General features: G+C 70.8%; 17 protein-coding genes. 5 read left to right on the forward strand and 12 right to left on the reverse strand.

The window, feature by feature from the left end; genetic code table 11:
- Positions 1-5: 5 nt before the first annotated feature.
- From ACFU3E_RS21695 to ACFU3E_RS21705, 3 genes are all read right to left on the reverse strand, one after another.
- Positions 6-344: a P-II family nitrogen regulator gene (locus ACFU3E_RS21695; RefSeq protein ID WP_019328769.1), complete on the reverse strand. Its 339-nt coding sequence runs from the start codon at positions 342-344 to the stop codon at positions 6-8.
- Positions 341-1,684, reverse strand: coding sequence for an ammonium transporter (locus tag ACFU3E_RS21700; protein WP_384160516.1), 1,344 nt, complete (start codon positions 1,682-1,684; stop codon positions 341-343). Before ACFU3E_RS21700 ends, ACFU3E_RS21695 begins: the two co-directional genes overlap by 4 nt.
- A gap of 337 nt (positions 1,685-2,021) precedes the next feature.
- Positions 2,022-3,518, reverse strand: coding sequence for a hypothetical protein (locus ACFU3E_RS21705; protein ID WP_384160519.1), 1,497 nt, complete (start codon positions 3,516-3,518; stop codon positions 2,022-2,024).
- 445 nt (positions 3,519-3,963) lie between these two features.
- Between ACFU3E_RS21705 and ACFU3E_RS21710 the strand changes: the two genes are divergently transcribed.
- The gene (locus tag ACFU3E_RS21710; RefSeq protein ID WP_384160522.1) at positions 3,964-4,629 is read left to right on the forward strand and encodes a bifunctional DNA primase/polymerase; all 666 of its coding nucleotides are present in this window, start codon (positions 3,964-3,966) and stop codon (positions 4,627-4,629) included.
- Positions 4,630-4,796: 167 nt separating this feature from the next.
- Here the strand turns inward: ACFU3E_RS21710 and ftsY are convergent, their stop codons facing one another.
- On the reverse strand, positions 4,797-5,996 hold the full coding sequence (gene ftsY / locus ACFU3E_RS21715; protein WP_384160525.1) for a signal recognition particle-docking protein FtsY: 1,200 nt from the start codon (positions 5,994-5,996) through the stop codon (positions 4,797-4,799).
- A gap of 151 nt (positions 5,997-6,147) precedes the next feature.
- On the opposite strand from ftsY, the gene ACFU3E_RS21720 reads away from it, so the two are divergent.
- Positions 6,148-7,119 (forward strand): LLM class flavin-dependent oxidoreductase, encoded by a 972-nt coding sequence (locus tag ACFU3E_RS21720; protein WP_384160528.1) that lies wholly within the window; start codon positions 6,148-6,150, stop codon positions 7,117-7,119.
- 52 nt (positions 7,120-7,171) lie between these two features.
- Complete coding sequence (locus ACFU3E_RS21725) at positions 7,172-7,549, forward strand: hypothetical protein (protein WP_384160531.1); 378 nt, start codon at positions 7,172-7,174, stop codon at positions 7,547-7,549.
- A 113-nt stretch (positions 7,550-7,662) separates the two neighbouring features.
- Here the strand turns inward: ACFU3E_RS21725 and ACFU3E_RS21730 are convergent, their stop codons facing one another.
- The 4 genes from ACFU3E_RS21730 to ACFU3E_RS21745 all read right to left on the reverse strand — a co-directional run bounded on the left by ACFU3E_RS21730 (position 7,663) and on the right by ACFU3E_RS21745 (position 13,958).
- Positions 7,663-9,081 (reverse strand): sugar porter family MFS transporter, encoded by a 1,419-nt coding sequence (locus ACFU3E_RS21730; RefSeq protein WP_384160534.1) that lies wholly within the window; start codon positions 9,079-9,081, stop codon positions 7,663-7,665.
- Positions 9,082-9,303: 222 nt separating this feature from the next.
- Complete coding sequence (gene smc / locus ACFU3E_RS21735; protein ID WP_384160537.1) at positions 9,304-12,882, reverse strand: chromosome segregation protein SMC; 3,579 nt, start codon at positions 12,880-12,882, stop codon at positions 9,304-9,306.
- Between the two features lie 212 nt (positions 12,883-13,094).
- Positions 13,095-13,298, reverse strand: coding sequence for a hypothetical protein (locus ACFU3E_RS21740; protein ID WP_030852030.1), 204 nt, complete (start codon positions 13,296-13,298; stop codon positions 13,095-13,097).
- Between the two features lie 378 nt (positions 13,299-13,676).
- Positions 13,677-13,958, reverse strand: a complete 282-nt coding sequence (locus tag ACFU3E_RS21745) for an acylphosphatase (protein ID WP_359154928.1) — start codon at positions 13,956-13,958, stop codon at positions 13,677-13,679.
- A 161-nt stretch (positions 13,959-14,119) separates the two neighbouring features.
- Here ACFU3E_RS21745 and ACFU3E_RS21750 point away from each other — a divergent pair, with 161 nt between their 5' ends.
- On the forward strand, positions 14,120-15,247 hold the full coding sequence (locus tag ACFU3E_RS21750) for a CAP domain-containing protein (protein WP_384160542.1): 1,128 nt from the start codon (positions 14,120-14,122) through the stop codon (positions 15,245-15,247).
- Positions 15,248-15,270: 23 nt separating this feature from the next.
- Here the strand turns inward: ACFU3E_RS21750 and ACFU3E_RS21755 are convergent, their stop codons facing one another.
- A complete protein-coding gene (locus tag ACFU3E_RS21755; protein WP_384160545.1) occupies positions 15,271-15,855 on the reverse strand; it encodes a flavodoxin family protein in 585 nt (194 codons plus the stop codon).
- 107 nt (positions 15,856-15,962) lie between these two features.
- Here ACFU3E_RS21755 and ACFU3E_RS21760 point away from each other — a divergent pair, with 107 nt between their 5' ends.
- On the forward strand, positions 15,963-16,361 hold the full coding sequence (locus tag ACFU3E_RS21760) for a winged helix-turn-helix transcriptional regulator (RefSeq protein WP_384160548.1): 399 nt from the start codon (positions 15,963-15,965) through the stop codon (positions 16,359-16,361).
- On the opposite strand, the gene mutM is transcribed toward ACFU3E_RS21760, so the two are convergent.
- The 3 genes from mutM to rpmF form a co-directional block, all read right to left on the reverse strand.
- Positions 16,351-17,211, reverse strand: coding sequence for a bifunctional DNA-formamidopyrimidine glycosylase/DNA-(apurinic or apyrimidinic site) lyase (gene mutM, locus ACFU3E_RS21765; RefSeq protein ID WP_384160551.1), 861 nt, complete (start codon positions 17,209-17,211; stop codon positions 16,351-16,353). The genes ACFU3E_RS21760 and mutM overlap by 11 nt on opposite strands.
- A 105-nt stretch (positions 17,212-17,316) precedes the next feature.
- A complete protein-coding gene (gene rnc / locus ACFU3E_RS21770; protein ID WP_384160554.1) occupies positions 17,317-18,168 on the reverse strand; it encodes a ribonuclease III in 852 nt (283 codons plus the stop codon).
- A 7-nt stretch (positions 18,169-18,175) separates the two neighbouring features.
- A complete protein-coding gene (rpmF, locus tag ACFU3E_RS21775; RefSeq protein ID WP_003951102.1) occupies positions 18,176-18,349 on the reverse strand; it encodes a 50S ribosomal protein L32 in 174 nt (57 codons plus the stop codon).

The following is an 18,349-nucleotide window of genomic DNA, read 5'->3' on the forward strand; positions in this document are numbered from 1 at the left end:
CTGCCTCAGAGCGCGTCGGGGCCGCGCTCGCCGGTCCGGACCCGTACGGCCGTGTCGACCGGGACGGACCACACCTTGCCGTCACCGATCTTGCCGGTGCGGGCCGCCTTGACCACGACCTCGATCAGCTGCTCGGCGTCGTCGTCCTCGACCAGGACCTCGATGCGGATCTTGGGGACCAGGTCGACGGTGTACTCGGCACCGCGGTAGACCTCGGTGTGCCCCCGCTGCCGACCGTAGCCGCTGGCCTCGGTGACCGTCAGGCCGTGCACGCCGAAGGCCTGCAGGGCCTCCTTGATCTCGTCGAGCCGGTGCGGCTTCACGACGGCGGTGATGAGCTTCATGCGTCCACCTTCTTGCTCTCGGCGCCGGCCACGGCGGCCGCGACGGCGGCGGTCTTGGCGGCACCGCCACCGGCGCCGCTGAAGTCGTATGCGGTCTCGGCGTGCTCGGCCTGGTCGATGCCGGCGACCTCGTCGTCCTCGGAGACCCGCATGCCCATGGTCTTGTCGAGGACGAAGGCGAGGACCGCGGAGACGATCAGGGAGTAGGCGAGGACACCGAAGACACCGGCGCACTGCTTCCAGAACTGTTCCAGGCCGCCCCCGTAGAACAGGCCCGCGACCTCGGACTGGCCCTTGCCGCTGGCGAAGAAGCCGATCAGCAGGGAGCCGAGGATGCCGCCCACCAGGTGGACGCCGACGACGTCCAGGGAGTCGTCATAGCCGAACTTGTACTTCAGGCTGACGGCCATGGCGCACAGCACACCGGCGATGGCACCGACGGCGATCGCGCCGAGCGGGGTGACCGCGCCACCGGCCGGGGTGATGGCGACCAGACCCGAGACCGCGCCGGAGGCGGCGCCCAGGGTGGTGAAGGCGCCGTGGCGGATCTTCTCGTAGGCGAGCCAGCCGAGGACGGCGGCGGCGGTGGCGATCTGCGTGTTGACGAACATCAGGGAGCCGACGCCGTCGTCGTTGCCGAGCCAGGAACCGGCGTTGAAGCCGAACCAGCCGAACCACAGCAGACCGGCGCCGAGCATGACCAGCGGCAGGCTGTGCGGGCGCATCGGGTCCTTCTTGAAGCCGACGCGCTTGCCGATGACCAGGATCACGCCGAGGGCGGCGGCACCGGCGTTGATGTGGACCGCCGTACCGCCGGCGAAGTCGATGACGCCCATGTCGAAGGCCCAGCCGCCCTCACCCCAGACCCAGTGGGCGACGGGGAAGTAGACGATCGTGGCCCACAGCGCGATGAACAGCGCCCAGGCGGAGAACTTCACGCGGTCCGCGAGCGCACCGCTGATCAGGGCGGGCGTGATGATCGCGAACATCAGCTGGAAAACCATGAAGGTCAGGAGCGGGATGTTGGTCGAGCCCCAGAGCTCGCCCGTATCCACCCCGGTGAGGCCGACCCAGTCCGAGTTCCAGCCGATGAGGCTGCCGGAGTCGGTGCCGAACGCCATGGAGAAGCCGTACAGCACCCACAGGATGGTGACGATCCCGAGGCTGATGAAGCTCATCATCAGCATGTTCAGGGTGCTCTTGACGCGGACCATGCCTCCGTAGAAGAAGGCCAGGCCCGGTGTCATGAGCATCACCAGAGCGGAACAGATGAGCATGAACCCTGTGTTGGCGGCAGACAGCTTGGGTGCTTCTGCGGCAAGGGTGATGGCTGGTGCCATCGGCGTCTCCTCGTCGTTGGTACGGCCCCGTGCGGGCGAAGCCTCGAGCGGAATGAGGGGTGGGCCGGTTATGCGCCACGAGATTGGCGCAGCGCGGTTTCGGTGGAAGCCCCTCGTTGTTTCGCGGCCGTGACGAAGGCACGTTCTGTGTTACGCGTCGATGAACTGCCGGATTGCGGGCGAGCCGATCGTTATCTTGGCGCAACCTTCGGCTTCAGGCAGCCGTGGGTACACAGACCGGCCGCGGTCGGCCTTCCGATGACCTGGCATGGGGGAGCCGAGTCGGGCAGTTCGGGAGGGCCGGCCGCGGCCGGGGTTCAGAGGGCCGTACGGCTGCTCAGACGGCCTCGGCGGTCTCGGGCAGCTCGGCGGCGAGCCGCTCCGTGAGGTCGACGACCTCACCGAGGTCGCCGTAGTCGCGGGCGGCGGTGTCGACCGTCTTTCGGATACGGGTGTTGACGCGCTCGGAACGGACCTTCTTGGCGACCTGCATGGCCTCGGTGGCGAAGACCGTGCTCCGCTCGGGCTCGCGCCGGAGGAGGTGCACCGTGGCCATGCCGATCAGGTTCAGCGCGTACGAGCGCTGGTGCTCGCCGTCCTCGGCGAAGAGCTCCACGGCCCGGTTCATCAGGGGCTCGGCCAGCGAGGCGTAGGTGGGGCTGCGGCCGGCGACGTAGGCCAGGTCGCGGAAGGAGTGGGAGTTCTCGCCGTACAGCTCGGCCTCCGAGAAGAAGCGGATCCAGTCGGGATCCGGCTCGTCCCACTCGCCGGCCTCGGAGAAAGTGTCCTCGGCCATCCGGACCGCCCGCTTGCACTTGCCGGGCTGCCCCATGTTCGCGTAGGCGCGGGCCTCCATCGCATACAGCATCGACTGCGTGCGCGGGCTCGCGCAGTCCCGGCTGCCGTACTGCGCGAGGTGGATCAGCTCCAGCGCGTCGTCGGGCCGGCCGAGGTGGATCATCTGGCGGCTCATGCTGGACAGCACGTACGAGCCCAGGGGCCGGTCACCGGCCTCCTTGGCGGCGTGCAGCGCGAGGACGAAGTACTTCTGCGCGGTCGGCTGGAGCCCGATGTCGTACGACATCCAGCCGGCCAGTTCGGCGAGTTCGGCGGCGACCTTGAACAGCCGCCGGGTGGTGCTTTCCGGCTGGGGCTCCTGGAGCAGGTCGGTCACCTCGTGCAGCTGCCCGACGACCGCCTTGCGGCGCAGGCCGCCGCCGCACTGGGCGTCCCACTGCCGGAACATCACCGTCGTGGACTCCAGGAGGTCCAGCTCGGGCTTGGAGAGGCGGCCGCGGGCGCGCCCGGAACCACCCGCCGGCTCGGGCTCGGAGCGAGGGGCCGGGGGCGAGGGGACGAGCCAGCGCTGCATGGGCTCGATGAGGGCCGGGCCCGCAGACAGGGCCAGCGAGCTCCCGAGGAAGCCGCGCCGCGCCAGCATCAGGTCGCTGCGCGAGAACTCGCTGAGCAGGGCCACGGTCTGCGGGCCCGTCCAGGGCAGGTCGACGCCGGTCGACGAGGGGGACTGGCGCGCGGTGCGCAGCCCCAGGTCCTCGACGGAGACGACGACGCCGAAGCGCTCCGAGAACAGCTCGGAGAGGATCCTGGGGATCGGCTCGCGCGGGTTCTCGCCGTCGAGCCAGCGGCGCACGCGCGAGGTGTCGGTGGAGATGTGGTTGGCGCCCAACTGGCGTGCCCTGCGGTTGACCTGACGGGCGAGCTCGCCCTTGGACCAGCCACTGCGTACGAACCAGGAGGTGAGCAGCTCGTTCGGGCGCTTGTCAGCGTGCGTCACGCCCGCAGCGTTCGTTCCGCTTCCGCCGTTGCCGCTCACTGGAACGCCCCCATCCCTGAGACCACTTGTCGCCGAGTGCGCCAAGCCCTATCAGCATGCCGGTTCGTACGGCCGTCCGTCCGGCCCTTGTCACCCTTCGAACGGAATGACGACTTGCCTCCGGCATACCCACGAGCGCATGTGCCCCCAGGACTCGTGCACACAAAGTAATCCTACGATCACCCGTCCAGCCATGGCTCACACGGAAACGCCACCATTCGCCACCCCTTCGAATGAACTCACGTACGGCTACGCGCGATTCACTTGACACAGCACACCCAGGAGCGGTTGCAGCGATGCATTCGGGGGCGCGTGTCGTCGGGCACGCCACCCCGGGCACATCCGGGCGCTGAGTGAACGGACCGCCGACGGGAAGGCGGAAACAGAGAGTCACGCGCCGCGTCCGCAGCGTAACCACCGCTGCGCCGGACCCGTTGGAGGGGGCATGGGCTTCACGATCGGCATCAGCCGGGGCATGCGCGACATCCGGACCGGCTCACGCCGCCGCGGCCGCACGTCGGACGCCACGGCCGTGGCCGAGTACACCGGACTCTGGGGCTGGGAGGTGGTGCCGGGCTCCCGGGCCTCGGCGGGCGCCTGCTCCTGCGGCCGCGGCGACTGCCCGGCGCCGGGCGCACACCCGCTGGACTTCGCGCCGGTGGTCCCCGCCGGGGCGACACTGGACGATGTCACCGAGATGTGGGGCGAGTTCCCCGGCTCCTCGGTGATGCTGCCGGTCGGCCGGGCGTTCGACGTCATCGAGGTGGCCGAACCCGCCGGCTGCCGCGCGCTCGCCCGGCTGGAGCGCATGGGCCTGCCCGTCGGCCCGGTGACGGCGACCCCGGACGGCCGCGCCCACTTCCTCGTCGCCCCCGGCGCCGCCGCCGACCTGTCCGGCCTGCTCTACCGCATGGGCTGGGACGACCCGGGCTCCCTCGACCTGCGCGGCCTGGGCCCGGGCGCGCACATCACGGCGCCGCCCTCCGACCGCGGCGGCCTCGGCCCGGTCCGCTGGCTGCGCTCCCCCGCCCTGGACTCGGCGTCCCGCCCGCCGGAGGCCCGCCTGGTGCTGGGCACGCTGGCGTATGTGGCCCACCGGTCGCGGGCCTAGGAAGGCGCACCAGATCCCGCGCCTGTGCGGCTGCGGCGTGGTCCGATCGACAGCCCCTGGCCGCCGCACGGACGTACACAGCGAAGCGCCCGTCCCGACTGCGTATCGGGGCGGGCGCTTCGTGAGCACGTACGGATGTCCGGAGGTCGCTCGGCTGTGTCCGGAACTCACTCCCCGATAAGGGCGTCAACGAACGCCTCCGGCTCGAACGGCGCCAGGTCGTCCGCGCCCTCGCCGAGCCCGATGAGCTTGACCGGGACACCCAGCTCGCGCTGGACCGCGACCACGATGCCGCCCTTGGCCGTGCCGTCCAGCTTCGTGAGCACGATGCCGGTGATGTTGACGACCTCGGCGAAGACCCGGGCCTGGACCAGGCCGTTCTGGCCGGTCGTGGCGTCCAGGACGAGCAGCACCTCGTCGACCGGGGCGTGCTTCTCCACGACCCGCTTGACCTTGCCGAGCTCGTCCATGAGGCCGGTCTTGGTGTGCAGGCGGCCGGCGGTGTCGATGAGCACGACGTTCGCGCCCATCTCCTTGCCCTCCTTGACCGCGTCGAAGGCCACGGAGGCCGGGTCGCCGCCCTCCGGTCCGCGCACGGTGTGGGCGCCGACCCGCTCGCCCCAGGTCTGGAGCTGGTCGGCGGCGGCGGCCCGGAAGGTGTCGGCGGCGCCGAGGACGACGCTCTGGCCGTCGGCGACCAGGACGCGGGCGAGCTTGCCGGTGGTGGTGGTCTTGCCGGTGCCGTTGACGCCGACGACCATCACGATGCCCGGTTTGCGGTCCTCCGGCTCGGTCTTGACCGCGCGGTCCATGTCGCGGCCGACCAGCGTGACCAGTTCCTCGCGGAGCAGGGTGCGCAGCTCCTCGGGAGTGCGGGTGCCGAGCACCTTCACCCGCTCGCGCAGGCGCTCGACCAGTTCCTGGGTGGGCTGCACGCCGACGTCGGCGGTGAGCAGCGTGTCCTCGATCTCCTCCCAGGTGTCCTCGTCGAGGTGCTCGCGCGACAGCAGGGTGAGCAGCCCCTTGCCGAGGGCGTTCTGCGAGCGGGAGAGCCGGGTCCGCAGCCGGACCAGACGGCCGGCCGTGGGTTCCGGGATCTCGATCCCGGGAGCTTCGGCGGGCGGCTCCTCGACTACGACCGGAGCCGAGCCGTCCGGGAGATCCACCTCCTCTATCGTGCGCCGCGGTTCCTCCCGCGGCGTCTCGGCCTCGTCGCCGACGTGCGGCTCGGCCGGTGGGGCGGTGATGTCGGGCGCTGCGGGCGGGGGCGGGGGCAGCTGCTTCTTGCGCCGGCTGCCGACGATGAGCCCGCCGAGCGCGCCGATCACGACCACGGCGATGACTACAGCAAGGATGACGATGTCCATAACGCGTCCAGTATCAGTCATGGGGCCCCGGGGCACCCCGTTCGCACCGCCCCGGAGGGCCGCGGGCCGCCGGATCTCCACACCCCTGGCCGTCTGACGCATCGTCAGCTAACGTCCCCCGGACACCCGCCCGGTGAAGGGAGACGCCCCCATGCCCGTCACGGTCGCACGCTTCAACCTCGTCGCTCCCGGGGCCGGCCCCTCCGAGCTCGGCGCCCGGTACCGGGCGGCCCTGGAGATGGCCGCGTACGCCGACGACCGGGGCGTGAGCACCGTGCAGACGGAGGAGCACCACGGGGCCGGGAACAACTGGCTGCCGTCGCCGTTCGCCTTCGCGGGGGCCGTCTTCGGCGCCACCCGGCGTGTCGCGGTCACCGTCTCGGCGATCATCGGCCCGCTGCACGACCCGCTGCGACTGGCCGAGGAGATCGCCGTGCTGGACCTGCTGAGCAACGGCCGTCTGGTGACGGTCGCCGGGATCGGGTACCGGCCGGAGGAGTACGACCTGTTCGGCGTGGACTTCGCCCGGCGCGGCGAGCTCCAGGACGAACTGCTGCAGACCCTGCTGCAGGCGTGGACGGGCGAGCCCTTCTCCTACCGGGGCCGCACCGTCCGCATCACCCCCCGCCCCTTCACCGACCCGCATCCGCTGCTCCTGGTCGGCGGCTCCTCCAGGGCAGCCGCCCGCCGCGCCGCCCGGCTCGGCCTGCCCTTCTTCCCCAGCGCGCACCTTCCGGAGCTGGAGGCGTACTACAAGGAGCTGCTCGTCGAGTACGGCACCGAGGGCTGGGTGATGATGCCCGCCGCCGAGACGCCCCTGCTGCACGTGGCCGAGGACCCGGACCGGGCCTGGGCGCGGTACGGCAGGCACTTCCTGCACGAGGCACGGACGTACGCCTCCTGGCAGTCGGGCGGGGTGCGCTCGGCGGTGAAGTCGGCCGCGACGACCGTCGAGGACCTGCGCGCGGAGGGCGTGTACCGGATCCTCACCCCGGACGCGTGCGTGGCGCTGGGGCTCGGCTCCTACGTCCTGCATCCGCTGGCGGGCGGAATGCCGGTGGAGGAGGGGTGGCGGAGTCTGCAGCTGTTCTGCGAGCGGGTGCTGCCGCGGCTGACGGGCTGACGCCCCCGATGTCCGCTGGGACGCCGCCGCCCGCCGGTGACGCACTGCGCGCATGACCTTGGCGGTGGATGTGTTCGTGCGCGACGCGTACGGCGAGTGGCGGGTTCCTGACGTCCCGGACGGGTGGGACGACTCGGCCGGCTTCGAGGCCTGGCGCCGGACGGTGTGGGGTTCGGAGACGGTGCGCTCGCTGGGCGCCCGCCACCTTCCGGTCCTGGCCGGGGACAACCTGTTCGTCGAGGCCGGCGAGGTGCCCGGTTTCCTCCGGGAGGTGGCTCTGCTGCGGGCGCACGCCGGTCTGATCGCCGCCACCACCGAGCGGCCGCGTGGGATCGCGGAGCGCCGGGACCAGCTCGAGTCACGGTTGCGGAACGTCGAGGCGACCGCCCTGCGCGCCCTGGAAGGCGGTGCCGGCGTGCTGATCCGGTGAAACGACGGACCACCGCCCCGGCTCGGGCAGTGGCCGAACCGGGGCGGTGGCGGGTTACGGGGAGAGGGGCAGCGGGGACTTTGGCCCTTCTCCCCGAGTTCGGGGGGGTGGGGTCAGCCCATCTCCTCCAGGGCCTTGCCCTTCGTCTCCTTGACGAACTTCAGGACGAACGGGATGGAGAGCGCGGCGAACGCGGTGTAGATCACGTACGTCATGGAGAGGTTCCACTCGGCCAGCGACGGGAAGCTCGCGGTGATGGCCCAGTTGGCGATCCACTGCGCGGCGGCGGCCACGCCCAGCGCGGCGGCGCGGATCCGGTTGGGGAACATCTCGCCGAGCATGACCCAGACCACCACACCCCAGGACAGGGCGAAGAAGAGGACGAAGACGTGCGCGGCGATCAGGGCGATCCAGCCCTGCGCGGCCGGCAGCCTGCCGTCGACGAGGGGGTGGGAGAAGGCCCAGGCCTCCAGCGCCAGACCGGCGACCATGCCGACCGAGCCGATGATCGCGAGCGGCCGGCGGCCGATGCGGTCGACGAAGATCATCGCGATGACGGTGCCGACGATGTTGATGATCGACGTGGTGAAGGAGTAGAAGAACGAGGCCGTCGGGTCGACGCCGACCGACTGCCACAGCGTCGAGGAGTAGTAGAACGCGACGTTGATGCCGACGAACTGCTGGAAGACCGACAGACCGATACCGACCCAGACGATCGGCTTGAAGAAGAAGCTGCCGCCGAGCAGGTCCTTGAAGCTCGACTTGTGCTCGCTCTTCATGGCGCCTTCGATCTCGGCGACACGGGCGTCGAGGTTCACGTCCTTGCCCTCGACCTCGGTGAGGATCTCCCGGGCGCGCTCGTGCTTGCCGACGGAGATGAGGAAGCGCGGGGACTCGGGGATCGCGAAGGAGAGCAGCCCGTACAGGACGGCCGGGACGACCATGACGCCGAGCATGACCTGCCAGGCCTCCAGGCCCATCAGCGTGCCGCGCTGGTCACCGTCGGCGGCGTTCAGCAGACCCCAGTTGACCAGCTGCGACACGGCGATGCCGATGACGATCGCGGCCTGCTGGAAGGAGCCGAGCCGGCCGCGGTAGGCGGGCGGGGCGACCTCGGCGATGTAGGCCGGGCCGATCACGGATGCCATGCCGATGGCGAAGCCGCCGACGACGCGCCAGAAGGCGAGGTCCCACAGCGCGAAGGGCAGTGCGGAGCCGACGGCGCTGACCGTGAAGAGGACCGCGGCGATCTGCATGCACCGGATGCGGCCGATGCGGTCGGCTATGCGGCCGGCGGTCGCGGCGCCGATGGCGCAGCCGATGAGGGCGATGGCGATGACCTGGGCCAGGGCTGCGGAGCCGACGTCGTAGCGGTCACGGATGGCTTCGACGGCGCCGTTGATCACGGAGCTGTCGTAGCCGAAGAGGAAGCCGCCCATCGCGGCCGCCGCGGCGATGAAGATGACATGCCCGAGATGATCGGGGTGAGCCGTCCCGGCTCCTGACTTGTGGGCCTGCGCTGTGCTGGTCACGTGTACTCCTCGGGCCACCGGCAACGCTGCCGGAGGGAATCAGCCCTTCGAGGTCCACCTGAAGGTACCTGAAGGTAAAAGGAACGTTGCCGAGACTATGCCTTCAAGTTTCGAAGTCAATAGATCAGAAGCTGCGATCTGAGGCAGAGATGTGTCAGGTATGTGTTCAAGCATTGAAGCCAACGAGAGCATGCAGATGAGAACGGTGTAGGGCGCACACATCTAGCGGAGGCGCTGGCTGATGACCTTCGACACACCGTCGCCCTGCATGGAGACGCCGTAGAGCGCGTCGGCGACCTCCATCGTGCGCTTCTGGTGGGTGATCACGATCAGCTGGGAGGCTTCCTGGAGCTCCTGCATGATCCGGATGAGCCGCTGGAGGTTGGTGTCATCGAGGGCGGCCTCGACCTCGTCCATGACGTAGAACGGGCTGGGCCGCGCCTTGAAGATCGACACGAGCATCGCCACCGCGGTCAGCGACCGCTCCCCACCCGAGAGCAGCGACAGCCGCTTGACCTTCTTGCCCGGTGGACGGGCCTCGACGTCCACGCCCGTGGTGAGCATGTTGTCGGGGTCGGTCAGCACGAGCCGCCCCTCACCGCCCGGGAAGAGGCGGCTGAAGACGCCCTCGAACTCCCGGGCCGTGTCCCGGTAGGCCTCGGTGAAGACCTGCTCGACGCGCTCGTCGACCTCCTTCACCACCTGCAGGAGGTCCGCCCGTGTCTTCTTCAGGTCCTCGAGCTGCTCGCTGAGGAACTGGTGGCGCTCCTCCAGCGCCGCGAACTCCTCCAGGGCGAGCGGATTCACCTTGCCGAGCTGCTGGTAGGCACGCTCGGCGGCCTTCAGGCGCTTCTCCTGCTCGGCCCGGAGATACGGCTTGGGCCGGTTGCGCGGATGCTCCGGATCCTCCGGCAGCTCCTCGCCTTCGGCGGGGGGCGAGGGCGGCACGAGCTGATGCGGACCGTACTCAGCCACCAACCCGGCCGGTTCGACACCCAGCTCCTCCAGCGCCTTGGTCTCCAGCTGCTCGATCCGCAGCCGCTTCTCCGCGCCGAGTACCTCGCCCCGGTGGACCGAATCCGTCAACTTGTCGAGCTCCGCCTTGAGATCGCGTCCCTCGGTGCGGGCGCGGGCCAGTTCCTGCTCCCGGCGGGCCTTGGCGGCCTCCGCGGCGGTGCGCTCCTCGTCGGCGCGGGCGAGCGACACCTCGACGTGCGCGAGCAGCTGCCTCGCGCCCGCGCCTACGGCCTCGGCGACGGCCGCCTCGTGCCGCAGCCGGGCCCGCCGCTGCTCGGCACGCGCGCGTGCCTCGCGTTCCGCCCGGGCGGCCCGGTCCAGCGAGTCGGCCCGTCCGGCCAGGCCCTTGACCCGTTCCTCGTGCGTACGGACCTGGAGGCGGGCCTCCATCTCGGTCTGGCGGGCGTTGGCACCGTCGGCTGCCAGCCGATCCCGGGCGGAGGTGTCGGGCTCCTCCTCGATCGGCATCTCCTCGGCGACCGCGAGCCGCTCGGCGAGTTCCTCGACCTCCTGGAGTGCCTTGTCGAGGGCCTCCTGCGCCCGGGCCGTGGCAGCGGTCGACCGCTCGGCCTCCCCCGCCGCGCCGCGCGCCTGCCCGGCGAGGCGGCCGAGCTGCTGGGCGACGGCGGACTTCTCCCGGTCGGCGGCCCGGCGCCGCTCCCCCAGCTCCTCGACCAGCGCGGCGCACTCCTTGCGCCGTTCGACGGCCGCGTGCTGCGCCTCGGTCAGCTCCCCGCACCGGACGGCCAGCTCCTCCAGCTCGGCAGCGGCCTCGTCGACGGAGGCCTGCACCTCCAGGAGGCTGGGGGCACCCGCGGAGCCGCCGTGGGCGAAGTGGGCGCCCAGCAGATCGCCTTCGGCGGTGACCGCGGTGAGGCCGGGGTGGGTGTAGACGAGGTCCTCGGCGTCTTCGAGGGTGCTGACGACGACGATGCCCTCGAGCAGCCGTCGGACGGCAGGCATCAGGTCGGAGGGGCCGCGGACCAGGTCGGCGGCGTAGGTGTGCCGAGCGTCCGCGGGTTCGTCGGGGCTGGTCGCGCTGTTCCCCGCGCCCCCGGGGGGAGCGTCTCCCGCCAGGAGCAGAGTGGCCCGGCCTCCGTCCTGCTTACGGAGGAGTCTGATCGCGTCTGCCGCCGAGGCCGGGGTGGTGACGGCGATCGCGTCCGCTGCCGCTCCGAAAGCCGCGGCAACGGCGACCTCGTGGCCGGGGGCGACCGCCAGGAGTTCCGCCGCGGGGCCGAGGACGCCGGAGAGGCGGTCCTTCGCCGCGAGCAGTGTCCCGGTGCCGTCCTTGCGGCGCAGGCCGAGCGCCAGGGCTTCGTGCCGGGCCTGCGTGGCGGCGCGTTTCCGCTCCACCGCGGTGGCCTCCTCGCGCGCTGCCGTGAGGGCGGCCTCGGCCTCGGCCAGCCGCTGCTTCGCAGCCTCGTGCTGCTCGCCGAGCTCCGCGTCGCCGGCGTCGAGGCCATCGACCTCGGCCTTGAGGGCCTCGTACTCCTCCTGGGCGGCGACGGCACGTTCCTGCGCCTCGTCGCGGGCGGCGGCCAGGCGCTCGATCTCGGCCTGGGCGGAGGCCGCGCGGGAGCGGGCGGCATTGACCTGGCCGCTGAGCCGGGCCAGGCCCTCGCGCCGGTCGGCGATGGCGCGGGCGGCGTCCTTCAGGCGCCGTTCCTCCTGGGCGAGCGCGCTTTCCAGCTCGGCGCGGTGGGCGACCGTGTCCTCCAGGGCGCGTTCGGCCGCCTCCAGGGCCGCTTCCAGCTCGGCTTCCTGCTCGCGGATGCGGGCGGCCTCGCGTTCCATGTCCTCGGGGTCGCGGCCGCGCCGCTCCTCGGGGGGCACGGAGGTGGCGCTCTTCACGCGGGCGTCGGCCAGCGAGATGGTGCCGCGCACCCGCTCGGCGAGCTGGGAGAGCTCGTACCAGGTCTGCTGCGCGCGCTGGAGGCGCGGCGTGAGCTGCCGAACCTCGTCCTCCAGGAGGGCCTCGCGCTGGAGCGCCTTGCGCAGTTCCTGCTCGGCGGACTCCTTGCGCTCCTTCAGCGCCGCCTCGTCGGCGACCTCGGCCTTGAGGGCTTCCCGCAGCCGTACGAGGTCGTCGGCCAGCAGGCGCAGCCGGGCGTCGCGCAGGTCGGCCTGGATGACGGCGGCTCTGCGGGCGACGGCGGCCTGGCGGCCGAGCGGCTTGAGCTGACGCCGCAGTTCGTCGGTGAGGTCCTGCACGCGCGCGAGGTTGGCCTGCATCGCGTCCAGCTTGCGCAGCGCCTTCTCCTTGCGCTTGCGGTGCTTGAGGACGCCTGCGGCCTCCTCGATGAAGGCGCGGCGGCCCATGGGGTCGGCGTGCAGCACGGAGTCGAGCTGGCCCTGCCCGACGATCACGTGCATCTCACGGCCGATGCCGGAGTCGGAGAGGAGGTCCTGGATGTCCAGGAGGCGGCAGGTGTCGCCGTTGATCTGGTATTCGCTGCCGCCGTTGCGGAACATGATCCGCGTGATGGTGACCTCGGCGTACTCGATGGGCAGGGCCCCGTCGGAGTTGTCGATGGTCAGCGACACCTCGGCACGGCCCAGGGGCGGGCGGCCGGTGGTGCCGGCGAAGATGACGTCCTCCATCTTGCCGCCGCGCAGCGATTTGGCGCCCTGCTCGCCCATGACCCAGCTGAGCGCGTCGACGACATTGGACTTGCCCGAGCCGTTCGGTCCGACGACGCACGTGATCCCCGGCTCGAACCGGAGGGTGGTCGCAGAGGCGAACGACTTGAACCCGCGGAGGGTCAGGGCCTTGAGGTGCACGCCGCCGGACTCTACCGCCCGGGTCGGTCTCACTCCATGAACCCGCGGTTTCACCGCTGAACGCGCAGGGCACATCAGACGTTAAAGACGGTGAAAGGATGCGGGGGCAAGAAAGAAGGGACGCCGACGGGGCGTCCCTTGCACTTCTGACAACTAGGCGGTTGTGACGGGCGGCCCAACCACTGCTGTGCTGTTGTGGAGCGGTGCAGTGATCAGGTGAGCGCAGGCTCCGCCTGGTGTGCGTCAACGCTCTCCATGATCCTGTCGTGAGAAGCGGCAGCCGTCAGCGCTTCGTTCTCCGCCTGGATTCGTCCGAGTTCGGATTCCAGGTCCTGGACGCGCTGCTGGAGCCGTCGCATCTCGGCGAGGAGTCGAGGGTCGGAGCCGCCGACGTAACCGAGAAGCGCCTTTGCCATGATGGATGGTCCTCCACAATGCGTGACCGACCGCTGCGGTGTGGGTCGTGAGGGATTCGCACCCGCGGTCTTGGCAGGGCCTGGAGTTGTACTGCCGTTCAGCCATGCCAAACAGCTAAGGTGCGCGGGGCTTTCAGCGTCTCACCAAAAAGTTTGACGGTCAACACGATCACGCCCCGTATTGGGGGGCGACCCGGGCACGCGCGACCTGGAACGGCCGTACTGCGGCTTCTGCGGGGCCCTCGGGGCGTGGCGATCATCCTTGCGTGTGGAGCGTGCCAAGGCAAGCGGTTCTGGCAATCACCAGCAAGTTTCCGTCCGGGGCGGTCACCTGCGAGCCGTCCGCGGGCGGCCTCGGGAGCCGCCCGACGGGCGTGATCAGCGGATGGCGAAGCCGTCGTAACCGCCGCGAGGTGTGTCCCAGATCTCCGTGACGCCTTCCACGCGCCCGGGCGTGTCGTCACTCTGGAGCCACTCCAGCAGGCCTTCACAGCCCTCGCGCCCGCCCTCGGCGACGACTTGGACCCGGCCGTCGCCCAAATTGAGAGCAAAGCCACTCAGGCCGCCGATCTCCAGCGCCTTGGCCCGCGTGAACCAGCGGAAACCCACACCTTGGACGCGTCCACGCACCCAGGCCACCAATCGCACATCCTCGCTCATGCCTGCAACCTAACCGCCCAATCTCCCTCCGGGCACTTCCTCCACTTGCGCCATGCGGTACCGTCCCCCCTCAACGAATCTCATATGAAACTCACACGATCGAGTGAGTTTGGTGTTGATCTCGAGGACGAGTCGACCGCCAGGACGAGGAAGGCCAGGACATGGGACGCCACCGACGCTCCGACGCCGGCCGCGCCGCCACGGGCCGCGCCACGGGAATCGCCCACGCCGACGGCTTCGCTGAGGGCCAGGATCCGCTGTACGCCACCGCGGACGACGCCCCGACGATGGGCATCGCGCCCTATCTGAACCCGGAGGCGTACGCCGACACCTACGCGAAGAGCGAGGCCTACCTGTTCGGGGCGGAGGGGGCCGCCGCGGGTGACCGTTTCCGCGACACGGCCGTCTTCGCGAGCGACGGCTTCACGCCCGACGGTGGCGTTCGGCGCGCGGGTTCGCACCGCCGCCGCAAGAAGACCGTCCGTCCGATGCGCACCGGGCTGCTCGGCGTCTCCGCCGCCGTCGCCCTGGGCACGGTCGCGGTCGCCACGGGCGCCGTGCCCGGCCTCGAGAACTACAAGCTCGGCGGCGACGGCGGGGCCGACAAGGTCCAGGCCGGGGACACGCCGTCGAACACCCCGATCGAGCAGGGCGGCACCTCCGGCAGTGCCGACGGCCGGGGCGAGGCGCCCACCAGCCGGGACGCCGAGCGTTCCGGCTCGCCGACGCCGTCCGCCTCGAAGTCGTCGGCCGCGCCGACGAAGACTCCGGAGAAGCCGGAGAAGACGCAGGAGAAGGCTCCGGAGAAGAAGAAGCCGGCGGCCACCCCCAGCGAGGAGGCGGACAGCACGCCGTCCCGGACGGCCACGAAGGCGCCGAAGAAGCCCAGCGCCTCGGCCGCCCTGTCCGGGGCGTCCGCCACCGCCGCCCAGGTGCTCAGCCTCGTGAACGAGGAGCGGGCCAAGGTGGGCTGCAGCCCGGTCGCCGCCAACAGCGCCCTGACCGGTCTGGCCCAGAACTACAGCGAGGACATGGCCGCGCGGGGCTTCTTCGACCACACCGACCCGGACGGCCGCACACCCTGGGACCGGGCCGAGAAGGCAGGGATATCCAACCTCGGCGGCGAGAACATCGCCCGCGGCCAGGCCGACGCCGCGGCAGTGATGGACGCCTGGATGAACAGCCCCGGCCACCGCGCCAACATACTGAACTGCGACTTCAAGACACTGGGCGTCGGCGTCGAACTCGGCTCCGGCGGCCCCTGGTGGACGCAGAACTTCGGGTACTAGTGCCCTGGGTCCGCTGACGACGCTCAGGCCGCGGCGAGGCCCTGGAGAAAGACCCTGGCCGTCTCCGTCACGCGACGGCCCAGCTGCTCGGCCGTGGCGATGTCGGCCTTGTGGACGGCCTCCGGGCCCTCGTCGGCGTTGGTCTGGGCGGCCGCGCCCAGGAAGAAGCCGAGGCGGTTCAGGTCGTGCTCGGAGCCGGTGCTGCTGTTCCAGCCCGGGAGCAGACCGAGGCTGACCCAGTGCATGCCGAGCTGCGCGGCGAGGATCTGGAAGTACTGCAGGGTGTGCAGCTTGTCGCCGCTCTTGGACGCGGAGTTGGTGAAGCCGGCGGCCAGCTTGTCCTTCCACGCCTGGGTCGCCCAGCGCTGCGAGGTGGCCTCCGCGAAGACGTGGAAGGCGCCGGACGCGGTGCCCATGTAGGTCGGCGAGCCGAACACGATGGCGTCCGAGCCGTCGAGGATCGCCCACTGCTCCTCGGTGATCTCGTCGACCTTGATCAGATGCACCTCGGCACCGGCCTCGAGGGCACCGGCGCGGACGGCCTCGGCGATGACGGCGGTGTGGCCGTAGCCGGAGTGGTAGGCGAGGGAGACGACAGGGGTGATCACGTGGGCGCTCCTGAAATAGGCAGGTCAATGACAGCACCCAAAGGAAAGCACTAACTCCTAGTTAGTGCAACCTATTGGTTAGCGCTGCGCTGGCGTAGGCTGGGTCTATGACCACCACCCAGGAGCTCACGGAAGGCCTCGACGACCTCCCGTACAACGTGTTCGCCAAGGCCTGTCCCTCACGCGGCACGCTGGAGCACGTCACGGGCCGCTGGGGCGCACTCACGCTCGGCGCCCTGTACGAGGGCTCGCTGCGCTTCAACGAGTTGCGCCGCCGCGTCGACGGGGTGAGCGAGAAGATGCTGTCCCAGACGCTGCACGCCCTGGAGCGGGACGGACTGGTCCACCGCGAGGCCCAGCCGACCAACCCGCCCCGGGTGGACTACGAACTGACGCCGCTGGGGCGTGACGTGGCCGAGCGGCTGCTCGCCCTGATCCACTGCGTGGAGGGCAGGATGGACGAGGTCCTGGCCGCACGCGAGCGGTACGACTCCGCTAGGGCGTGATCCGCGGCGGCCGCTGGCACTTCGGGCAGTAGTAGCTCGACCGGTTCATCCAGGGCCGGCGCCGCATGGGCGTACCACAGCGCCGGCAGGGCAGTCCCTCGCGGCCGTACGCGTCGAGCGAGCGGTCGAAGTAGCCTGACTCGCCGTTGACGTTGACGTACAGGCTGTCGAAGCTGGTACCGCCCACCGCAAGGGCCGCGTTCATCACGTCCCGCACATGACCCAGGAGCATCAGGGTGTGCGGGCGGGTGAAGCCCGCGGTCGGGCGCTCGTAGTGGATGCGGGCGCGCCACAGAGCCTCGTCCGCGTAGATGTTGCCGACGCCGCTGATCAGCGACTGGTCGAGCAGGGCCCGCTTGATCGTGGACCGCTTGCGGCGCAGCGCCTGGTGGAAGGCCTCGTCGCCGAAGAGCGGGTCCAGCGGGTCCCGGGCGATGTGTGCGATGACGTCGGGCAGGCCGTCGGGGGTGTTCTCGTGCAGCGAGAGACCGCCGAAGGTGCGCTGGTCGACGAAGCGGAGTTCGGTGTCCAGGGCGTCCGTGAAGCGGACGCGGACGCGCAGGTGCTTCTCGTCCGGGGCCGTGTGCGGCTGGACCAGCAGCTGGCCGCTCATGCCGAGGTGGGCCAGGATCGACTGGTCCGTGTCCTCCAGGGGCAGCCACAGGTACTTGCCGCGGCGGCTGGGGACACCGATGCGGTGGCCCTTCAGGCGGTGTGCGAAGTCGTCGGCGCCCGCGAGGTGACGCCGCACGGCACGCGGGTGCAGCACCTCGGTCTCGGCGACGGTCCGGTGGGCGACCCACCGCTCGAGACCGCGCCGCACGACCTCGACCTCGGGCAACTCGGGCATGGGGATCCCCCGTCACAAACCTGCGGATGACCTGAGCGCCCGCCCCGGGCAGGGGCGGGCGCTCGGGTGCGCTGTGCCGGCCGCCGGGTGAGGGCGGGGCGGCTGTCAGCCGTCGACGCTGCCGTCGACGGCCGTGTGGGCGGCTTGAGCCGCCGCCGTCTGCGTCGCCTCGGCGGCCTTGGCCGCCTTGGCGCGCTCGTCCGCCGCGGCCCGGATGGACCGCCATGCGGACTCGGCGGCCTGCTGCTCCGCCTCCTTCTTGCTGCGGCCGGTGCCGGTGCCGTACGAGACGCCTCCGACGCGGGCGGCAGCAGTGAAGGTCTTCTCGTGGTCGGGGCCGGTCTCCGTGACCAGGTACTCGGGCACGCCGAGCCCCTCGGTCGCGGTGAGCTCCTGGAGACTGGTCTTCCAGTCCAGGCCGGCTCCGAGGTTCGAGGACTTCTCGATCAGAGGGTCGAACAGGCGGTGCACCAGCTCCGCCGCCGAGTCCAGTCCCTGGTCGAGATAGACCGCGCCGATCACCGCTTCGAGGGTGTCGGCAAGGATGGATGCCTTGTCCCGGCCGCCCGTGCCCTCTTCACCGCGGCCGAGCCGGATGAAGGAGCCCAGGTCGAGCCCGCGGCCCACCTCGGCGAGCGCACGCGAGTTCACCACCGCTGCCCGCAGCTTGGCCAGCTGGCCTTCCGGCAGGTCGGGGTGGGTGCGGTACAGCGTGTCCGTGACCACGAGGCCGAGGACGGAGTCCCCGAGGAACTCCAGGCGCTCGTTGGTCGGCAGACCGCCGTTCTCGTATGCGTACGACCGGTGGGTCAGTGCGCGCACCAGAAGGGCGGACTCGAGCTTGTAGCCGAGCCGCCCTTCCAGAAGCGTGTGGGACGAGGCCTGGTTGTTGTCCGCCGGAGCACTCCCGCTCACACGGGAAGACTTGTTCTTAGGCGTGGACACAGTGCCTCTCACCAGCCGCTCAGACCTCGAGGACCTGGCGCTTGTTGTAGGTGCCGCACGACGGGCACGCGATGTGCTGCTGCTTGGGCTCGTGGCAGCGCTCGCACGCAACCAGGGTGGGGACCGCAGCCTTCCACTGCGACCGGCGGTGGCGCGTGTTGCTGCGCGACATCTTCCGCTTCGGAACAGCCAC

Source organism: Streptomyces sp. NPDC057424, from assembly GCF_042803315.1.
Classification (GTDB): domain Bacteria; phylum Actinomycetota; class Actinomycetes; order Streptomycetales; family Streptomycetaceae; genus Streptomyces.

Excerpts from the sequence above, each read along its gene's own strand:
- ACFU3E_RS21740 (WP_030852030.1), bottom strand. The coding sequence starts at position 13,298 with ATGGCAAAGGCGCTTCTCGGTTACGTCGGCGGCTCCGACCCTCGACTC.
- ACFU3E_RS21750 (WP_384160542.1), top strand. The coding sequence starts at position 14,120 with ATGGGACGCCACCGACGCTCCGACGCCGGCCGCGCCGCCACGGGCCGC.
- ACFU3E_RS21710 (WP_384160522.1), top strand. The coding sequence starts at position 3,964 with ATGGGCTTCACGATCGGCATCAGCCGGGGCATGCGCGACATCCGGACC.
- ACFU3E_RS21725 (WP_384160531.1), top strand. The coding sequence starts at position 7,172 with ATGACCTTGGCGGTGGATGTGTTCGTGCGCGACGCGTACGGCGAGTGG.
- ACFU3E_RS21695 (WP_019328769.1), bottom strand. The coding sequence starts at position 344 with ATGAAGCTCATCACCGCCGTCGTGAAGCCGCACCGGCTCGACGAGATC.
- mutM (WP_384160551.1), bottom strand. The coding sequence starts at position 17,211 with ATGCCCGAGTTGCCCGAGGTCGAGGTCGTGCGGCGCGGTCTCGAGCGG.
- ACFU3E_RS21700 (WP_384160516.1), bottom strand. The coding sequence starts at position 1,684 with ATGGCACCAGCCATCACCCTTGCCGCAGAAGCACCCAAGCTGTCTGCC.
- ACFU3E_RS21720 (WP_384160528.1), top strand. The coding sequence starts at position 6,148 with ATGCCCGTCACGGTCGCACGCTTCAACCTCGTCGCTCCCGGGGCCGGC.
- ACFU3E_RS21760 (WP_384160548.1), top strand. The coding sequence starts at position 15,963 with ATGACCACCACCCAGGAGCTCACGGAAGGCCTCGACGACCTCCCGTAC.
- ACFU3E_RS21745 (WP_359154928.1), bottom strand. The coding sequence starts at position 13,958 with ATGAGCGAGGATGTGCGATTGGTGGCCTGGGTGCGTGGACGCGTCCAA.
- ftsY (WP_384160525.1), bottom strand. The coding sequence starts at position 5,996 with ATGGACATCGTCATCCTTGCTGTAGTCATCGCCGTGGTCGTGATCGGC.